Consider the following 19039-nt stretch of genomic DNA (forward strand, 5'->3'; position numbering starts at 1 on the left):
TCTGGCGGGGGATGAATTTCTCGATGTGCTGGTAGGGGCCGTAGTTGTTGGAGCAGTTGGAGATGGTCGCGGCGACGCCGAAGGAGCGGACCCAGGCGCGGACGAGCAGGTCGCTGCCGGCTTTGGTCGAGGAGTAGGGGCTCGAGGGGTTGTAGGCGGTGGTTTCGGTGAAGCGGGCGGGGTCGTCGAGGTCGAGGTCGCCGTAGACCTCGTCGGTGCTGATGTGGTGGTAGCGCACCTGGTGGGTGCGGACGGCTTCGAGCAGGGTGTAGGTGCCCACGAGGTTGGTGGTGACGAAGGCCGAGGGGTCGGCCAGGGAGTTGTCGTTGTGGGATTCGGCGGCGAAGTGCACGACCAGGTCGGCGTCGGCGACGAGGCGGTCGACCAGGGCGGTGTCGGTGATGTCGCCTTCGACGAGGTCGACGCGGTCGGCGACCGGGGCGAGGGTGTCGGGGTTGGCGGCGTAGGTGAGTTTGTCGAGCACCCGGATCGACACCTCGGGGCGGGTGGCCAGGGTGCGCAGCACGAAGTTGGCGCCGATGAACCCGGCACCACCGGTCACGAGAACACGCATTCGAAATCCTTAGTGAGAATTAATTGATAACAATCGGCCTGGTCGCCGGGCAATTGTGTGCAAAATCGATCACATCCTAACTACTTGATTCTGCGGACGCCTGAGATGCCGGTTAGCCTCCCTTCATGAAGGGCATCATTCTGGCCGGTGGCACGGGCTCGCGGCTGCACCCGATCACGCAGGGGGTGAGCAAACAGCTCGTCCCGGTCTATGACAAGCCGATGATCTACTACCCGCTGTCGACGCTGATGCTCGCCGGTATCCGCGACATTCTCATCATCACCACACCCCACGACGCCCCCGCGTTCGAGAACCTGCTCGGCAACGGGGACCAGTTCGGCATCAACCTGACCTACAAGACCCAGCCCTCACCCGACGGGCTCGCCCAGGCCTTCGTCCTGGGTGCCGAGCACATCGGCACCGAGTCGGTCGCACTGGTGCTGGGCGACAACATCTTCTACGGGCCGGGCCTGGGCAACCGCCTGCAGGGATTCGAGAACGTCGACGGCGGAGCGGTCTTCGCCTACTGGGTGGCCAACCCCGAGGCCTACGGCGTGGTCGACTTCGACGCCGACGGCGCCGCCATCTCGCTGGAAGAAAAGCCTGCACAACCGAAGTCGAACTTCGCGGTGCCCGGCCTCTACTTCTACGACAACGACGTCGTCGACATCGCCCGCAACCTCGAACCCAGCGCACGCGGCGAGTACGAGATCACCGACGTCAACGCGCACTACCTGCAGCAGGGCAAGCTGTCGGTCACCGTGTTGCCGCGCGGTACCGCCTGGCTCGACACCGGAACCTTCGACAGCCTCCTCGACGCAGGCAACTTCGTGCGCACCGTCGAACAACGCCAAGGACTCAAGATCGCCGTCCCGGAGGAGATCGCCTGGCGTCAGGACTTCATCAACGACGACGAACTCCATGCCCGAGCGGAAAAGCTGACGAAGTCCGGTTACGGCCGGTACCTCTTAGACGTGTTGGCGCGCGGAAAGCAGGCCCTCTGAGTACCGCGCCAACCGGTCCCGCGCGATCGGTATCGATTGACCTTCTGCGAGTTCTTGGCATCGTGGCCATCGTCGCCGGCCACGTCTGGGATAATCAGTTCACCCGCGAGGGTATCTACACTTGGCACGTCCCCCTCTTCTTCTTTCTCACCGGGTACCTATGGGCGGCTCGGCGTCCGCTCCAGACCGAGGTTGGTAAACGCACACGGACACTACTCGTGCCGTACATGTGCTGGCTGGTCGTGATTTCCGTCCCTTATATCGGACTCTCGGTGTTCAAGGACTCGAAAGATCCGTGGCCTCTCGTACTCGAGATCTTGTGGGGCGGATCGAACCTCGGTCGACCGTACTCCGCGTTCTGGTTCGTGACCGCACTGTTCTTTGCTGCGCTGTTTCTTCGATCGCTGCAGCGCCTACCTGCGTGGGCTTCATGGGTGATCGCTCTCGGTGGTCTGGCGATCTGCTATGCGAATAGCTCAGTAGCCTCTGCATTCCCGCTTTCCGTTGGTATCGCGGTCCCCGCAATGCTGTTCGTGCTCTTGGGTTCAGCGTTCCGCGCCATCCGACCGCGTATGCGGTATCCGCTATCGACCGGGATCGCTCTGCTGGGCCTGTCCACGGTGCTTGTGCTGTTCGGATGGAGCGCTCCGCTGGACATGAAGCAGGCCGACTTCGGCACGCCGATCGTGAGTGTGGTGGTAGCGACTGCGATCTCCGCCGGTCTACTGCTCGTCGCGGAGCGCACGATCACATGGACCGGTCATGCAGCGGCATGGACGATTAAACTGGCCGCCACCGGATTCATGGTCGTGCTGACGCACGCTGCGGTCTTGTGGTTGCTTCGAACCCCGCCGACCGGGAGTTGGCTTGATTTCGGTCTCGCGTTGACCGTCCCCTGGCTCGCAGCCATCCTTGTCTCCTTCACCGGCCTATCTGCTTACCTGCTTGGCGTCGCTCCACCGAAAGCAAGGCATCGACTCACCTCCCCCAGGACTTCGGACGCCCGCTAGTGTCACTATGTTCACGTCGTCGAGTCTTAGTTTGGAGATCGTGTACATGCTGGACATGGTCAAGCGCTTCGTAAGATCTGCCCCCATCTGGGCCTGGTTCCTGATGCTTCTCTGCGTGGTCGCGATAGTCGTAGGCCTGATCGTCGCCGGCAACCGAACTGCACCGAGTGTCGAGTCGGCTCCGCCGACCACCCACATGACCCAGAATCCGCCGTCGTGAAGCCAATTCCGCCGGATCATTTGAAGTTGGCCACAGGGAATGTGTTACGCCGCGTCGTGACAACTCGCCCATACTGTCCTGATGCCTGACCCGTTTCACGCCTTGGTGCTCATGAACTTGTTGTTCGTTGTGGGCGCTTGGTGCCTAGCCCGGCCGAGCTATGGTGCAGCGGCATCCCTCACAGCCGTCGCGGTTGCGTGGGCTCTCTGGAACCAGCCGATCGAGGGTCGCGTCCTGGTGTCGTTCAGCATCGAACATGGCATCACCGAATCCGACGTGTTGTCCGTGGTTGCGGTGGCAATAGCAGCGATCGCTGCCTTGAGAGTCAAAGCCCGGCCGACCCACTGATGCGATATACCCGGAATTGGGGAGTCCCGCTCGGACTGGTGACGGTCATCGCGAGGCTGGCGATCCCGGCGCCGTCGTCCCAGAGGGTCGGGTAGCGGACATTGATGGCGTCGAGAAGTCCGAGACCCTGGGGGCGGGGAGTCAGAATGTATTGCACTCCCCTGGCTGCCGGCTGATTGAGCTTGCCGAAGAAGTCGTAGTCGCTGCGGATGACGAACTGTTCGGGCCGGTCGGAGAACAGCCAGATCCGGGAGATGCCAAACGTGTCGACCAGGACGGAGCCCGGCGGAAGGGCTTGGTCGTCGAACCAACCGGCCACATTGCGCGAGACGTCGCCGAACCAGTAGAACCAGAACTCCGACGGCGGGTAGCGGTCGGGCCAGAACGCCGACCGCAGTCCGTACTCCTCTTTTCCCGGCGCCGGGTTGAGCATCGAGGTCGCGGTCACCGGTAGCGAAGTGGCCAGGACCAGGACCATCAGCGCGGTGAGCCAGCGGTGGGTGCTGCGGGCGACCCTTCGTGGCTCGCTTCGCTCGCACCTCAGGGAACGGAAAGCACCCTTGCTCCTCGCTCCACCCCGGGGCCCGGCCACGACGAGGATGCCGACGACGACCAGCGGGGTCGCTGCCATGTAGAAGCGGAACCAGCCGAAGGTCGAGCCGAGGATCACCGCTGACATCTGGAACAGCAGCACCGAGCCGAAGATCGTGCCGACCACCGCAGCGTCGATGCGGCGGGTCCGCACCGCAACCCAGGCGACGATCGGCAACACGGCGAACAGCAGGGGTTGCATGCCGAGCAGGTTGCCGGCGATGACCTCGGTGAGCGGACCGGCACCCACGTCGTCGACGGAGATGATGCCGGCCGCCGCGACCTGCGCCGCGTTGCCGTACTGGGATGAGAACTGCGAGAACGCGCTCCCGTCGAGCAGCCAGCCGAGACCCGCCCACAGGACGAACGCGAACACCGCGGGCAAGGCGACGATCACCGCATCGTGCAGCCCGAACGGGACGCCCGCTCGCCAGGACTCTCGTCCGGGCTCGGCGGAGCGGTGTCGCCGCGTCGACACGACCAACACCCCCAGCGCCACACCTGCGGCAGCCGGAAGTGCCTCGTACCGGGTCAGGTACGCAAAGCCGAGCGCCACGCCCGCAACGACGAGATCGATGACGTGGAACCGATTCACCCAGAGCAGGATTCGACGACACGCCCACAGGAGGAAGAACAGGAACGGCGCCTCGCTCATCCCCATCCCCGCGTACAGCACCACCATCGGATTCAGGGCGAAGGCCGCGACCGCGGTCCAGCGCAGGAGACGGCCGCAGCCGTAATCGAGTGCGATGCGACGCACCTGCCAGCCCGCGCCGGCCATGAACACCGCGCTCATCACCGCGCCGGCGAACCCGACGCGCCGCAGCTCCGGCCAGTGGTCCAACGGCCAGTGGGCCGTCAGCTCCACAAGCGGGATCTCGACCAGGCTGGGCAGCGGGTTCCAGACGAACCCGATGGCGCCGAGGTGCGGGTCCCGACTCCAGATCGTGAAGCCCGCATTGCCGACTCGGCTGCTCGCATCCGGATTGATGTACCCGACAACGAGATACAGGTACACACCGACGGCCAGGTACGCGGCGCACAATCCGAGGAACAGCCACAGTCCCCACCACTGGACCCGGGTGAGGCGGCGTCGACGATCCTCCGCCGCCTCCGACGGTACGACGGTGCTCCGAAGCGCCTCGACGGTCACGGCGTCGACGAGTCGGGCGCCTCGACAGGTTTCGCCGACCTGCGCCGGTACACCGCCACCCCACCGGCGATGAGAACGGCGACGGCCACGACGGCGACGCTCACACCCAGCCACATCAGCCAGTCGGTGCCGACCTGTTCGACCTGCGCGCGCGGACCGTCCGCCCGGATGGTCATCAGTTCTGCCTGGCCTGCGCGACCCGCCACCAGCACGTCGCCGCGCAGGTTCGCGAGATCCCCCTGCTGCTCATCGAGGTACGCGAACAGCGGGTCGACCAGTCCCCACGACCCCGAGGTGGTGACCAAGACGACGGTGCGGGAGTTATGTGCGAACGCCTGGATACTCCCCAGGCCGCCGGGGATCGCCAGTCGGATCTTGGAACTCAAGTCGACCAGTGTCGACGAATCCTCGGTGTTCACCGGCGGGTCGAGCGGCCGGGCCTTCGTCGAATCCGCGACGATGAGCGCGCCGGTGGTGCTCGCGATCGCCTGGTCGAGCGGAACCAGTACCGGCGACAACGGGGTCGCCGAACTCCGCTGGACCGAGGCGATCAACTGCGCGGCCGCGCCGAGCTGAGCGGGATCGGTGGTGTCCAGAGCGACCTGGACGGTCGGCTGCCATCCGAGCGGCACCGACGAGAAGCCGCCCATCCGCACCGGAGTCGTACTCGACGATGCCGTCGACGACGGGTCGATCTGGAAAGTGAGCGGCACACTGCGCGGCGTACACGCACCCGGGCCGGGCTCGTACGAGATCCGGAACTCGAGCGGTTCGTTCGCCGCGACCTGCGCTGCGGGGATGGTGAACCGGGTGTCGAGCGCGCCCGTGGCGTTCAGTGCGCTGGTGTGCAGGACTTCCCCGCCGCTGACGGCGAGGACGTTCGCCCGCTCGTCAGGACGGACCGGCGTGTAACGCGCCATCAGGTGCACGTCCACCTGACCGGGGCGGCCCAGTGCGAGCATCGTCGGGTCGAATCCGGGTACGAGCGAGGTGCTGCCGAGCACCTCGGTGGTGAGTCGATCCGAGAACTCGCCGAAGGTCACCGAGTTCGACCCCTGCACCTCACGTCGTTCGACCGATTCGACTGCCGCGGTGTCGGTTTGCGCCAGAACGGCGAGCCCGTCGCGGAACAGCGCGACCTGGTCGGGCAGGGACTTCGCATCGCCGCTGACCACCAGCGCCGCGCCTCGCCGGCCGGGATTCTCCAGTCGGACTCCCCCGACACCGCCTTCGTCCCGGATGATCACCGTCCGGTCGAGCGGGTTGCCGGAACCTTCGCCGCGGCCGAGGGGGCCTTGGACCACGTCGATCGACACCCGTTGCGGCCGATAATGGTCGGTGATCGCCGCGACGACGCCGAGAGTCGCCTGTGCGACGGCGGCGCTGGGACTCTCGGGGGTGACGATCGTGACGTCACCGACCACGGTCCCGAACACATCCTGGATCGTGCGGGGCGGAGCCGCTACCCCGCCGAAGTCGACACGCAGCCCGGTCAGCGACACATCCGGGATCGGCCCGCAGACCGAATCCCCGGCCGCGCTGCGCAATGTCAGGCGTAGGTCCGCGCGCCCGTTCTGTCCCACCGGCACCGCGCCCAGCGGAACGGCGAACGGCGTGCTCAGCTGACGCGGGCCGAACCGAGGGACCACGATGGTGCCGACGATCGTGCCGTCGCCTCGCGCGACCTGGATGAATGCGTCGGAGACATTCGTCGCCGTTGCCACGACACCGGTGACTCTGGTCGGCGACATGCCCTGCGGCACCGGAATGCTCACGCCCACCGCGACATCGGTGCTGTCGAAGGACACCGAGTTGCCCATACCGAGCTGTCGCCAGTCCAGCGTCGTCGCACCCGGTGCCACCTCTCCCGAGACCCCATCGCCGGGCGCGGCCGCGGCGGGCGCGGCGGCAAGTGTGGCGATCACCAGCGCCGTCGCCAGCAGACACCACAGGCGACGAAGGCGTGCGCGGACGGTGCTAGTCATTCTCGGGACCTTTCGGGGTTGTCGGGACGCCGGGCATGGCGGACAGGCCGTGCACGGTCTTCTCCCAGTACGAGGGCTTGTAGATGAGTTGGGCCATGCTCTTGATCGCCGCCATCGACTGCAGGAACCAGTAACCGGGCACCAGCAGTGCCGCGACGAGGAGATACGGCTTGTCGAGCGTGCGGGCGGAGACGACCCCGAGCATGATGGTCGCCAGATTCCCCACGGTGAACATCACCAGGCACAGGTAGTAGATGGGCCCCGGGAACACGTCGTTCATGAACTCCGGCTTGCCCGCGAACCACACCAGCAGCAGGGTCCAGAAGAGCAGGTTCAGCGTGTTGGCGATCGGCATACCGGCGGTCAGGTTCGAGATACGCAGCGCCGGAACCACTCCGAGCTCACGGACCATCGCCACCGGATGGCGGGTGTGGACCAGGAACGTCTGCAGGTAACCCTTGTACCAACGAGATCGTTGACGAACCCAGTTCACGACGTCGGCGTTGGCCTCCTCCCCCGTCAGGGAGTCCACGACCACCGTGCGATACCCGTAGCGCGCCAACCGAATACCCAGGTCGGCGTCCTCGGTGACGTTGAAGGCGTCCCAGCCGCCGACCTCGCGGAGGACGGCGGTGCGAATGTGGTTCGACGTCCCGCCCAGCGGAATGACACACTTCGACGCACTGAGCGCGGGCAGCATGTAGGAGAACCACTGGTCGTATTCGATCGAGAACCACCGGGTCAGCAGATTCTCGCGCTCGTTGTAGTAACCCAGCCGCGCCTGCACGGAAGCCACCTCGCGCGGACTGTTCGCGAACACCGCTGCGGCTCTGCGCAACTGCAAGGGATCGGGGATGTCTTCGGCGTCGTAGATGGTGACGAGGTCGCTGCGTTCCGTCGGCAGACCCATCGCATGATTGCAGGCCTTCGGTTTGGTACGCGGTTCGCTCGGTGGCACCAGCACCGGGGTGATTCCGGCGAGGTCGGCACGCTCGACGGCCTCGATGGTCTCCCGATCGTCCTCCTCCAGGACGAGGAAGATGTCGAGTTTGTCTGCCGGATAGTCGATCCTGCCCACACCGGCGACCAGGTTGGCGACGATCTCGGGTTCGCCGTACACCGGCAGCAAGACGGTGTACACCGGCAGGTCGTCGTCAGGGATGGCGCGTGCCTCGTCGTCGGACACCGTGATGACACCGCGCCCGGACATCCCGCGGATCACCAGGACGAACTTGTCGAGGCTGGACACCAGGAAATAGACGGCGCAGACGCTCAGAGTGACCGCGAGGGTGGTCCGCCACGACGCAGCACATCCGACGGCGACCAGCACGACGACGATCAGCAACCCGATCCGCTGCCCCCGACTCAACGAACTCCGCGCCGAAAGCACCTGTACGTGAAGCGGGTTGACGTTCCGGGCCGGCCCGGTGGTACTCATCGTCGCGGCAGTTGTTCGCCGGCGTCGACCATCGACCATGCGAGATCGGTCAATGCCGCGTCGACGGCGGTGTCCCCCGCGACGGGTTCATCATCGTCGTCGACACCGCCGCGGATGAGCCATCCGATGGGTTCGACGACAGCTGTCGTATAACTGGGCAGGCGAGGTTCGGGTACGTCCTCGGGACGGGTCTGGTCGCGAGCTGCCATGAGGTAGAAGGCCGTGTACCGGTCGCCGCCGGCGTCCGGGGTGCGCCAGCCCCAGAATCGGCCGGTCCACAGTGCGTCATCGGACGTCCGGACGGCCTCGGACGTGTTCGAGATGCTCCCGATCTGCGTGTGCAGATCGCCGGCCGCGGACGGGGTGTCCGCGATGACCGCGGGCGGCACCGTCTCGTACCAGAGCCCCCGGCGGTAGCTGGCGAAACGCCCGGGGTCGGTGGTCGAGTACACGTCGAGGTAGGCGGCCGTCACCGGGTTCTTCGCGGTCGCGGACCACGGCGGGGTGAGCCGATACCGGCGCACGTCCCCGCCCTTGCCCATCGCCCGAGGCCCCCAGTCGAACACCTGCGGTACGGAGATACCGATACCCAGCGTGCGGAGCTGGGTCAGCCAACTGACACCAACCGTCGGCGGCGCAACGATATTCACCGAGTTCTGCGCCTGCGGCACAAAGGCCAGGATGAAGACCGCCACCATCCAGCCCGCGGCGAGCGTGGCGATCGACTGCTTCGGCAATCCCGAACTCGACCGCGCGGGCCGGCGGGCCAGTAGGCGAGCGCCGAGGGCCATCGAGGTCACGACGCCGGCCGGCACGGAGTACGCCAGTGCCGGCGTGTCCTGCAACGCGACGACCAGAGCGAATCCGACCATCCCGGCCGCCACCGCGGTCGCCAGCGCGAGGCGCGGCCGATTTCGCAGCGACAGATAGGCCACGATCAGCGCGAGGCACAACGTCAGGAAGCCGAACGCGAACGTCGACCCGCCCAGCACCTGCCCCAGGAGCAAGAAGTTGGGCGGGAAGCACGTCAACACGAACAGCCACACCAGATAGCTGCGCACCACACGCCGGATACCGAAACTCACGATCGACGCGGCGAACACCCAGATCAGCAGCGGGATCAGGTCCGCATGCCAGAAGGCGGCCACCGCGGGGATGCGCGGGACGACCAGCGTCGCGGTGAGTCCCAATGCACCACCCAGGACGAGGACGAGTATGCGATCGAACTCGCCGTCGCCGATCTCGCGCCCCCGGGCACGAGTCACGAGACCAAAGGCGATCATCACCCCCCAGAGCGGGACGAACAGCAGATAGGTCGTCGGCGACCCGGCCAGCGCCGCCTCGAAGTTCGCGACCAGAGCCGGCGCGAACGCCAGCATCCCGGCGCCCACGGTGGACAGATAGCGGACACCGACCGACACCTCACGGCGTGCGGTGAACGCGGACCAGGCGCCGTGCGGGCCCCGGCGGTGCGGCGTCGATGCGGCAGCGTTGCCGACGGCCGCAGCGTTGTCGACGGCGGCGGCGTGGTCGGCGGCGGCAGCGGAGTCGACGACGTACGGCGATACCGCAGGCACAGCAGAATCAAGAACAGACACGAGCCCTCCCCAGGACTGCGCCCGGTCTTGGAGCCGAGCGCTTCACCCCGACCCGCTGTCACTCCCGAAGGCCCCCTGACGTGCGAGTCGAGGAATGAAATGAGCCTATCCTTCGATTGTCTTTTGACAACACAAAGATTGGTTGTCAACTGTCCCGATATGGCCGATGACGCCACCACGAGCACCAGGCGCCCAATGGCCCACTGCCTCGACAAACGTTGCAGTACAACACATTCAGCAGAACGATCCGAACATCGGCCGAACGCGGGAAACGCTTACGTACGTGGCTGACGTCACCGCACATGTCTCAGATTTCGCGCCCCAGCGCCTCGAGGCACACTGGGTCACTTGACCAAAAACGCAGTGGCACTTGGGGAGTCACAACCGTGGGTTGTCGTCCGGCAACCGCCACCCACCGAATGCCCACCGGCAGTGGTCACCCTGTGTGCGTCGACACCGTGGATGTCCGGGCGACCGCGTCGACCGCCTCGAGGAACGGCGGGATGAAGAAGCGGGCGTTGAGCACGCAGCAGGCGTGGCCCCCGTCGACCTCGAACCGACGGGCGCCGGGAATGCCGTCGAGCAGCAGTTGCTGACGTTCGGGTTCCACGACCCGGTCGCGCAGCGAGACCACCACCGAGGTCGGGACGTCGACCTCATCGAGCCAATCGCGGGAATCGAACTCGCCGAGACCGTTCCCGAAGTCACCGAGGTGTGACAGCGGCGTCGACAAGAACTGCCGCAGCGCCCACACCGTGGTGTGTGACGTCTTGTCCAGGCTCGCGTCCGAGACCCGCGGCAGCACCCGGTACACCGGACGCAGGATGCGTCCCATCCGCTCGGACGACGCACGGTGCCGTGGATCGCGGGTGCTGAAGTACGGGCCGGTGGAGCAGAGCACGAGTCCCGACACGCGCTCCGGGTGTCGGCGCCACACCAACTGCGCGATGCCGCCGCCCATCGAGAAGCCGGCGGCGATGAAGCGATCGATCCCCAGTACGTCGGCCAGCGCCACCACGTCGTCCGCGCAATCACGCAGGTCGAACCGCTCGGATTCGATGCCACGCCCGTGCCACCGCGCGTCCAGTGTGATCACGCGGTAGCGATCGTTGAGAGCCGGGATCGTCGGATACCAGCACAGCAGGCCCGTGGTGAGCACCGAGTGCAACAGGAACACCGCGGGTGCGTCGCGCGGACCCGAGTCGGTGACGAACGCGCGACCGCGGCCGGGGAGCTCGACCATCCGTCCCTCCGGGACGTCCCGGGCCGGGTACGGCGTGAAGACGTGGCGGGCGGCGCGCACGGTGCCCCGCAGTAACTCGGCGATCACTCCGACAACGGTACGGGAGTTCGGGTACCCAGAAACGGGGACGTGAGATGCTGGTCACATGATCGACATCGCCCGACCGAAAATCGAGGGGTCGATCGCCGTGGCCGACGGCGGTCGTCGAATCGGGTTCGCGGAGTACGGATCGGCCACCGGACGAGCCATCATCTGGCTCCACGGCACGCCGGGGGCGCGTCGACTTCGCCGAGGTCCTCGAGGCACTCGGCATCGACGACTTCGCGGTGATCGGATTGTCGGGCGGTGGGCCCTACGCGCTGGGCCTCGCACACGCCTTCCCCGAGCGGGTGGTCGCGGCCGGAATTCTCGGCGGTGTCGCGCCGACGGTCGGGCCGGACCGCATCGGCGGCGGTGCGATGCGACTCGGCACCCTTCTGGCACCGCTGGTCAACCTCGCGGGCGCTCCCATCGGCCAGGCCCTCAGCGTCGCGATCGGTTTCGCGCGACCCATCGCCGAACCGGCCATCACGATCTACGGTCGGTTCTCTCCGCAAGCCGATCGAGAGTTGTTGGCGCGCCCCGAGTTCCGCGCGATGTTCCTCGACGACCTCTTACACGGCGGGAGTCGTCGGATGGAGGCGCCGTTCGCCGACGTCGTCGTGTTCGCCCGCGACTGGGGCTTCCGCGTACCCGACGTCAAGGTGCCCGTGCGGTGGTGGCACGGCGACGACGACCACATCATCCCGTACGCACACGGTGAACACATGGTGTCGCTGCTGCCCGACGCCAAGCTGTTCGAGATGCCCGGCGAGAGCCACCTCAGCACGCTGCACATGGCCACCGACATCATCGACGAGCTGCTCGCCCTGTGGGATCAGTCGCGACCGCCGTTGGGCGAGTAACTCCTCACCCGGTGGGTGCGGTGGCCGACAGTCCGGCCGCCAGTCCCAGCGCCACCGCCATCAGGGTCAGTTCGACGGCCGCCGCCCGGATCGAGCCCGCCTCGGTCGTCCGGTGGCGCCGGGCCGCGGGCAGCCAACGACGCCGGTGCCAGGTGGCGATGCCCACGAGAATCGCGAGCACCGCCACCTTGGCCAGCAGAATCCGTCCGTAGCCGCTGGTGACGAGGCCGGCTGGGCCGTCGACCTCGGCGAGACCGGCGATCACGCCGGTCACGGTGAGCACCCCGACGGCCCACGGCGCGCGGCTCGAGAAAACGGGCAGGCTGCGTGCCCACCCGGACCTTCCCCGCACCGAGATCGCCATCGCGGCGAGGAGTCCGCACCACCAAGCGGCGGCCAGCGCGTGGGCGCCGATGAGGAACGGACCCCAGGAGTCGTTGCCGGCATGGCCGCTGATCGCGGTCGCGAGAACCCCGATTCCCGCGAGGGCGCCGACCACCAGGACGGGGATCGCGAGGTCGGTGAGCAGGTCGAGGACTGCCCAGCCGAGGATCAGGATCGCCGCGACCAGAGCCACCATCTCGGGCGCGCCCGAGAACAGTACGTCGCCGAAATCGCGGGCCGTGACGTCGAGGACATCGGTGCCGGACCGGTCGGCGGTGCGTACCCACCCGCTGACCAGCACCGCCAACACCCAGGTGGCGGCGAGCACGCCGATCACCCGGGTGGACGGGACGGCGTCGACGGTGGGCAACGCACCCAGGCCGAGGAGGATCACCGACACGCCGAGCGCCAGTGTCGTGGGCACGGCGAACAGGTCCGGACCGTCCGGGCGGGCGAGCAGCCAGCTCGCCGCGAGCCCTCCGAAGAGGACCGCGGCGCCCGACAGGACCGGCACACCGGCACCCGCCCTCATCGACTCAGTTCTTCGCAGTGGGACGCCGGCTCATCCAGAAGACGACACCGAGTCCGACGACGAGGACCACGGCCGCACCGACGATGAAGTACCACACCGGAATTCCCTCGTCGGATGCCGCGTCGGATGCTTCGATCGCCGGCCCGGGCTCACCGTTGCCGGCCACCGTGAGCTCGAAGCTCCGCTGCCCGCTGATGACGTGCCCGTCGGCGGAGGTCACCCGGTAGTTGACGACATACTTGCCTGTCGGCCCCAGCTCACGTACCCCGACCCGCAGGTCGGGGCCGTCGACTGTCGGCTCGCCGGACTGCCAGTAGTGGTCGTCGGGGCCGACGACGTTGAGCACCGCGTACGACGACTGGATCGGCTCGTTGAACGTGAGCGTCACCGATTCCGGCCCGCTCTGCAGTGCCGCGCCGTCGGCCGGGTCGGAGGACACGAGACGAGAGTGCGCCGACGCCGCGGGTGCTGCCCAGGACCCGACCAGTCCGAGGCACGCGAGGGCGGCGAGCACGACCACGACACGTCGCCCGAGCTGCGGGCCGCGACGCATGAGGTCACGCATTGCCGCCGCCTCGGCCGTTGCGTCGGAGTGCGGTCAGCGCGGCGAGTCCGAAGACGGTGCCGAGGGCTCCCACCACCAGGCCGATCCCGCCCAGCCAGCGAGCAGCCGAGTCCTCCGACGAGGCCGACGCCGACGTGTCGGAGCTCGCATCCGCCGACGCGGTCTCCGCGGCATGGGCACCACCGTGGTGACCGCCGCCCTCGGACGGAGCCAGGGTCAGGGTCGGTGCGGGCCGCTCGGGCTCGGAGCCGTCAGCCGGGGTGGGCTGATTCCAGTCGGCGATCTCACCGTCGGCGTAGGTCTGCAGAGCGGGGAGTTCGACGGTCTCCTGCTCGGGGAACGGTCCGCCCGAGAAGCGGAACTGGGCGAACTGGCCGACCGGGACGCCGGGCGAACCGGGTTCGGCGGTCCAGGTGATCTCGGTGACCAGGTCGTCCTTCTTGGTGACGATGGACTTCCATCCGGGCATCACCTCGGGCCGCGCGGACTTCAACCCGGGCAGCGTCACACGCAGCGACGTGGTGGGGGCGGCATCGGACTCGTTGGGGACGACGAGGTCGACCACGCCGTAACCGCCCTGGGAAAGGGTCGGGGCGTTGGCCGTCACGTGGGCCGAGGCCACGCCCGCGCCGGTGAGTGAGGCGAGCCCGACGACGGCCGCGGCGGTTGCGGGCAGGACGATGCGGCGGGCGATCGTGGCCCGCGACGTGCTGATCTTCATGAGTGTTCTTTCGATGGTGTCGGATTTCCGGTGCGGAGGTGCGCGCGCAGGGACCCCACATCACCAGGTGTGATCCGGGGTCGCGGCGTCAGAATCCGCGCGGTGGTCCGCGAACGCCGGTTCCCCCGAGGTCGGGACCGGACAGCACACACGGTTGCGCCCAGAAGACCGGCGCTGCCCCCGGGGCGGCCGGCAGAACCGGTACCGCCAAGGAGCGGATGACCGAACCCATCGACGCCAGTAGGTGGGCACCGACAACGATCAGGATCGCGCTGAGCGGGATGGCGATCAGATGCGTGAGCAGCATGGGCAACGCCGGTGTCGCGTGCGCCGCGTGACCGGCGTCGAAGGCGACGGACCAGTGGCAGGCGATCTGGGCGGCGGTGAGCACGGCGGCGGTCGACGCCGCGGCGGGTAGCAACCGGCGACGGCGCGACACCACGAGCATCGCGGCGACGACACCGATGGCCCCGCTGAGCAGTAGCCCCGAGGAGCTGGGGGCGGCACCCCCGGCCGCACCGTGCGCGGCGACCGCGACCGTCGGGACCACACCGGCCGCGGCGACGCGCGTGAACGCGTCGGACGTGCGGTCGGTGCGGGACATGGCCCTCATCCTAGGAGTGGAGTCGACCAACCCGGCCACCGAGTCGGGGTGCGGTGACAGAATCGGGGTCATGTCGTCGGACGGAAGCGGTGTGGAGATTCGTGAGCTGTCCTCGCCTGACGAGCTGGAGGACCTGATGCGGGTCTTCGACGACGTCTGGCGGCCGGACCCGACGAGCCGCCCGGTCGGGACCGACATGCTGCGAGCCCTCACCCACACCGGCAACTACGTGGCGGGCGCGTTCATCGGCGACGATCTCGCGGGTGGGAGCGTGGCATTCCTGGCCACCCCGATCGGCGAGGCGCTCCACAGTCACATCACCGGGGTGACTCGCCGCGGCCGTGGCCATCACGTGGGCTTCGCGATGAAGATGCATCAGCGGCAGTGGGCACTGGACCGGGGGTTGTCGACGATCACGTGGACCTTCGATCCGCTCGTCGCACGGAACGCCTACTTCAACATGACCAAGCTGGGGGCGACTCCGCTCCACTACTACGAGGACTTCTACGGCGACCTGGGCGACGAACTCGGCGGCGGCGCCGACTCGGACCGGGTGCTGATGACGTGGGATCTGTTGTCGGAGAACGATGTCGAGGAGCCCAGATCGGTCGACGAGGAGTTGGCCCGGGGCGCGGTGCGGGTCATCGACACTGACGACCCGTCGAGGCCGGTGGCCCACCATGAGCGGATCACCCCGGAGGCCGGTGCCGTCGTCGAGGTGCCACGAGATGTCGAGTCGATGCGGGTGAATGCCCCGCTCGAGGCCGCACGCTGGCGGATCGCGGTGCGAGATGCGTTATCGCCATTACTCGTCGACGGCGACGCCCGCCGGTCGGTGCGGTTTCTCCGGTCGGGCCACTATGTGTTCGGTCCGTCGGGGTCGGGAGCGCGGTGACGTCGACGTCGACACCGGTGGAGCTGCATCCGTCCGACTGGCACCGCCATCCGCACACGCTCGCCGACGTCCTGCCCACGGCGTCGGGCGCATTGGGGATCACCGATCCGGTGACAGGACTGGCTGTCCCGACCGGGGATTCGGTCGTCGTCCTGCTGGTCGACGGTCTGGGTGCGACGCTGCTCGACCAGTACGCCGAGCATGCACCGACCCTGCGCGAGCTGACCTCGACAACGCTGCGCGCCGGCTTCCCCGCAACCACCGCGACCAGCATCCTGTCCCTCACCATGGGGACGTCGTGCGGTGTGCACGGCATCATCGGTTACAGCTTCCGGCCCGACGACGAGTGCCGCACCCGCGGTTCGCGACGTGTGTTGAACTCGCTGCGCTGGAGCCTCGACGACGCGCAGGGACCGTCGGCGCTGATGACCTATCCCCCGGCTCTGGTGCGCACCGAACGCGGGAGTCTGGAAAACCTTGCCGCCGAAGGTGTGCGGGTGACCTATGTGATGCCGGGCGAGTTTCGTGGCACCGGCCTGACGATGGCCGCGTTCCGTGCTTCGGGCCAGTATCTGCCCGCCGTCACCCCGGACGGCATTCGGGAGGCGGTCACCACGACGGTGCGTCGTCGGAGCAGGCACCGGCGGTTCGTCTACGCCTACTACAGCGAACTCGACATGGCCGGCCACATCCACGGGCCCGGGTCCGAGCCGTGGCTGGAGAAGTTGCGCATCGTCGACAGGATGGTCGCCGACCTCGCCGCCGAGCTGCCGTCGGGCACCACCCTGCTCGTCACCGGCGACCATGGCATGATCACCGCCGACCGCGCCATCGACATCGACACCACCCCTGCGCTTCTCGACGGAGTCGACGCCGTCGCGGGCGAGGCCCGGGTCCGACACGTCTACGCCGCCGCCGGCTCCGAGAGCGACGTGCTGGCCGCATGGTCGAGCCACCTGGGGGACGCCGCCCATGTCGTCTCGCGGGAACAGACCGTCGACGAGGGATGGTTCGGCCCGGTGGTGACCGACGCCGTCGCGCGCCGCATCGGAGACGTCGTCGCGGTGGCACGCGGCACCACGACGCTCACCCGGAGCAAGAAGGAGACGATGGAGTCGATGATGCTCGGCCATCACGGCGCCTGGACCGCCGACGAACAGCTCGTGCCGCTCCTCGTGGCGTCGGGTTAGGCGAGCCCGCCCCGATTTCGTAGCGTCAATGCGCGCTATATCCCCTCTGTTGCTACGGATTGCCGGAAGGGGCATCCTCGTCGGTCACGAGGTCGAGACGGACACCGAGCAGGCGGACCGGACGTTCGATCTCGAACCGGCCGAGCAGGTCGGCGACCACCGGCTCGAGGGCGTCGTACTCGAGGGTCGGTGCGGGCAGCTTCCGGGATTTGGTGCGCGTGTAGAAGCTCGTGGTGCGCACCGTCACCGCCACCCGGAACGGAAGCCGTTCCTCCGCGAGCACCTGGTCGAGAAGCTCACGAAGGAGACCTGCTGCGGCGGAACGCATCTCGATCGGGTCGCTGAGGTCGGTCGCGAACGTCCGGGACTTGGAGTGCGAGCGCGCCAGCCATGGCTCGGCGGTGATGGTGGAGTCGCCGCCGCCGCGGCAGAGCACGTACAGCCAGTTGCCCTGGTGGGGGCCGAAAGTCGCGATCAGATCGTCGCGCGGCGTGGCGATCAGGTCGGTGACGGTCGCGATGCCGGCATCGGCGAGCTTGCTCGATGTCTTCGGGCCGACGCTCCACAGATCGCGGGTGGGTCGGGCGCCCATGAGATCGAGCCAGTTGCGGTCGTCGAGAAGGAACACCCGCGGCGCGTCGACGACGCCGTCGGGAGCCGAACCCGGTGGACGCTTGGCGAAACCGGTGGCCATCTTGGCGCGCTGTTTGTTGTCGCTGATGCCGACGCAGCTGGTGAGGCCGCAACGGGCGAGGATGTCACCGCGGATCTGCTCGGCGAGCGCGGTGATCGCCGCATCGTCGTAGGGGTCGTCCTCGACGCCGCGCGCACTGACGCCCAGATAGGCCTCGTCCCAGCCCCACACCTCCACCGGATGGCCGGTCGCGCGCAAGACGTCCATCACATCGGCCGACGCCGCGTCGTAAGCACCCATGTCCAGGGGCAGGTAGACGGCGTCGGGCATCTTCCGATGCGCCGCGCGCAACGGCATCCCGGCCCGTACGCCGACATCGCGCGCCTCATACGACGCGCAGGTGACCACCTTGCGCGCCTCGGTGGGGTCGCCGTTGCCGCCGACGATGACCGGGACCCCGACGAGTTCGGGGCTGCGCAGCCGCTCGACCGCCACCTGGAACTGGTCGAGGTCGACATGCAGGAGCCACCGATAGCGTTGCGGAACCGTCGTGGTCACGTCGCCCAGGGTAATCCCGGTCGGGGACTTCGCGGCGAGAGTGCGTCCGCGCCCTCAGCGGGAGCCGAGGACCTCGACCTCGCCCAGCCCCGCCGACCGGCACGACGTCCGCAGCGAGTGCGGGTTGAAGCGCAAGACGTAGAGCTGCTTGACCCCGCCGGCGTCGGCGAACGCAGCACTCGCAGTCGTGATGTATCCGGCCAGAGCAGCACGGGCGGGCGTGTCGAGCGTCGAGACCGCTTCGGCCATCACCCTTTCCATCAGCGCCCGGTCACGGTGCAGTGGCGGTGGCATGAGATTCAATGCCGGAGAGGCGGTTCCGCAATTCGTCGGGTCGGTCAGCGCGTGGGTGGCCACGAGCAGGAATGCGACGGCGATCAGCATGCGGGCGGCGTCGTCCGCATCGGCCACGGCGGCGTCGAGCGCGCACACGGACCGGGCCACGGAGGTGACCACAGGAGTGTCGGCGGAATCGGGGCCGACGAGCCCGAGCGCCGCGAGGGCCTCGTCGTGCGGTGACGAGATACGCTCCGCGTCAACGGCTTCGGCGAGCATCAGGCGGAGTCGAGCGACCACCGCCTGATGGCGCAGCACAGCGGCTTCAACGTCACCGACGAGACCCTCGGAGACCTTGATGGTTCCCGGGGACGCCAGAAGCGCCTGATATCCGGGTAGGACGATCGACTCCTCGATCGAGATCGCCTCGATGATCGCCGACGGTTCGAGAAACTTGCGCGCGCCGCGTCTGGACGCGCGCACTGACAGAGCGCTGGTCAACTGAGCCCCTCCACATAGACCAAGACCTTGACATGATGACGAGAGACGAAGTGCCCGCCCCTGCGTTGACC

Annotated in this window: 18 protein-coding genes and 1 pseudogene; 7 read left to right on the plus strand and 12 right to left on the minus strand. The window is 67.7% G+C overall.

The features are described from left to right. On the minus strand, positions 1-574 hold a 574-nt coding region (locus MAY35_RS22640; RefSeq protein ID WP_238423537.1), incomplete at its 3' end, for a dTDP-glucose 4,6-dehydratase. Positions 575-699: 125 nt separating this feature from the next. Here MAY35_RS22640 and rfbA point away from each other — a divergent pair. The 4 genes from rfbA (at position 700) to MAY35_RS22660 (ending at position 3156) form a co-directional block, all read left to right on the plus strand. Then, positions 700-1578, plus strand: coding sequence for a glucose-1-phosphate thymidylyltransferase RfbA (gene rfbA / locus MAY35_RS22645; protein ID WP_238423538.1), 879 nt, complete (start codon positions 700-702; stop codon positions 1576-1578). A 44-nt stretch (positions 1579-1622) separates the two neighbouring features. Further along, positions 1623-2588 (plus strand): acyltransferase family protein, encoded by a 966-nt coding sequence (locus tag MAY35_RS22650; RefSeq protein ID WP_245404428.1) that lies wholly within the window; start codon positions 1623-1625, stop codon positions 2586-2588. A 40-nt stretch (positions 2589-2628) separates the two neighbouring features. Continuing rightward, complete coding sequence (locus tag MAY35_RS22655; RefSeq protein ID WP_238423540.1) at positions 2629-2808, plus strand: hypothetical protein; 180 nt, start codon at positions 2629-2631, stop codon at positions 2806-2808. An 81-nt stretch (positions 2809-2889) separates the two neighbouring features. Continuing rightward, positions 2890-3156, plus strand: a complete 267-nt coding sequence (locus MAY35_RS22660; protein WP_238423541.1) for a hypothetical protein — start codon at positions 2890-2892, stop codon at positions 3154-3156. Here the strand turns inward: MAY35_RS22660 and MAY35_RS22665 are convergent. The 5 genes from MAY35_RS22665 to MAY35_RS22685 all read right to left on the minus strand — a co-directional run bounded on the left by MAY35_RS22665 (position 3134) and on the right by MAY35_RS22685 (position 11164). Beyond that, positions 3134-4900, minus strand: coding sequence for a hypothetical protein (locus tag MAY35_RS22665; protein WP_238423542.1), 1767 nt, complete (start codon positions 4898-4900; stop codon positions 3134-3136). The genes MAY35_RS22660 and MAY35_RS22665 overlap by 23 nt on opposite strands. Then, entirely contained in the window at positions 4897-6885 is a 1989-nt protein-coding gene (locus MAY35_RS22670) for a hypothetical protein (RefSeq protein ID WP_238423543.1), read from the minus strand. The genes MAY35_RS22665 and MAY35_RS22670 overlap by 4 nt, the downstream gene beginning before the upstream one ends. After that, the gene (locus MAY35_RS22675) at positions 6878-8323 is read right to left on the minus strand and encodes a glycosyltransferase family 2 protein (RefSeq protein ID WP_238423544.1); all 1446 of its coding nucleotides are present in this window, start codon (positions 8321-8323) and stop codon (positions 6878-6880) included. The genes MAY35_RS22670 and MAY35_RS22675 overlap by 8 nt, the downstream gene beginning before the upstream one ends. Continuing rightward, entirely contained in the window at positions 8320-9921 is a 1602-nt protein-coding gene (locus MAY35_RS22680) for a hypothetical protein (protein WP_238423545.1), read from the minus strand. Before MAY35_RS22680 ends, MAY35_RS22675 begins: the two co-directional genes overlap by 4 nt. 436 nt (positions 9922-10357) lie before the next feature. Next, a complete protein-coding gene (locus tag MAY35_RS22685; RefSeq protein ID WP_245404430.1) occupies positions 10358-11164 on the minus strand; it encodes an alpha/beta fold hydrolase in 807 nt (268 codons plus the stop codon). Positions 11165-11309: 145 nt separating this feature from the next. Between MAY35_RS22685 and MAY35_RS22690 the strand changes: the two are divergent. Further along, positions 11310-12108, plus strand: a pseudogene (locus tag MAY35_RS22690) (alpha/beta fold hydrolase). A gap of 4 nt (positions 12109-12112) precedes the next feature. Here MAY35_RS22690 and MAY35_RS22695 read toward each other — a convergent pair. From MAY35_RS22695 to MAY35_RS22710, 4 genes are all read right to left on the minus strand, one after another. Next, positions 12113-13024, minus strand: coding sequence for a copper resistance D family protein (locus tag MAY35_RS22695; RefSeq protein ID WP_238423547.1), 912 nt, complete (start codon positions 13022-13024; stop codon positions 12113-12115). Positions 13025-13028: 4 nt separating this feature from the next. After that, a complete protein-coding gene (locus MAY35_RS22700) occupies positions 13029-13589 on the minus strand; it encodes a copper resistance protein CopC (protein ID WP_374238006.1) in 561 nt (186 codons plus the stop codon). Next, complete coding sequence (locus tag MAY35_RS22705) at positions 13582-14310, minus strand: YcnI family protein (protein WP_238423548.1); 729 nt, start codon at positions 14308-14310, stop codon at positions 13582-13584. Before MAY35_RS22705 ends, MAY35_RS22700 begins: the two co-directional genes overlap by 8 nt. Before the next feature lie 88 nt (positions 14311-14398). Further along, on the minus strand, positions 14399-14914 hold the full coding sequence (locus tag MAY35_RS22710) for a YtxH domain-containing protein (RefSeq protein ID WP_238423549.1): 516 nt from the start codon (positions 14912-14914) through the stop codon (positions 14399-14401). A gap of 70 nt (positions 14915-14984) precedes the next feature. Between MAY35_RS22710 and MAY35_RS22715 the strand changes: the two genes are divergently transcribed. Both MAY35_RS22715 and MAY35_RS22720 read left to right on the plus strand, forming a co-directional pair. After that, entirely contained in the window at positions 14985-15809 is an 825-nt protein-coding gene (locus MAY35_RS22715; RefSeq protein WP_238423550.1) for a GNAT family N-acetyltransferase, read from the plus strand. Next, the gene (locus MAY35_RS22720; RefSeq protein ID WP_238423551.1) at positions 15806-16999 is read left to right on the plus strand and encodes an alkaline phosphatase family protein; all 1194 of its coding nucleotides are present in this window, start codon (positions 15806-15808) and stop codon (positions 16997-16999) included. Before MAY35_RS22715 ends, MAY35_RS22720 begins: the two co-directional genes overlap by 4 nt. A 52-nt stretch (positions 17000-17051) precedes the next feature. Here MAY35_RS22720 and MAY35_RS22725 read toward each other — a convergent pair whose 3' ends face one another. Then, on the minus strand, positions 17052-18191 hold the full coding sequence (locus tag MAY35_RS22725) for a DNA polymerase IV (protein ID WP_238423552.1): 1140 nt from the start codon (positions 18189-18191) through the stop codon (positions 17052-17054). A 54-nt stretch (positions 18192-18245) separates the two neighbouring features. After that, complete coding sequence (locus MAY35_RS22730; protein WP_238423553.1) at positions 18246-18968, minus strand: hypothetical protein; 723 nt, start codon at positions 18966-18968, stop codon at positions 18246-18248. Between the last annotated feature and the right edge of the window lie 71 nt (positions 18969-19039).

Source organism: Gordonia sp. 'Campus', from assembly GCF_022206305.1.
Taxonomy (GTDB): domain Bacteria; phylum Actinomycetota; class Actinomycetes; order Mycobacteriales; family Mycobacteriaceae; genus Gordonia.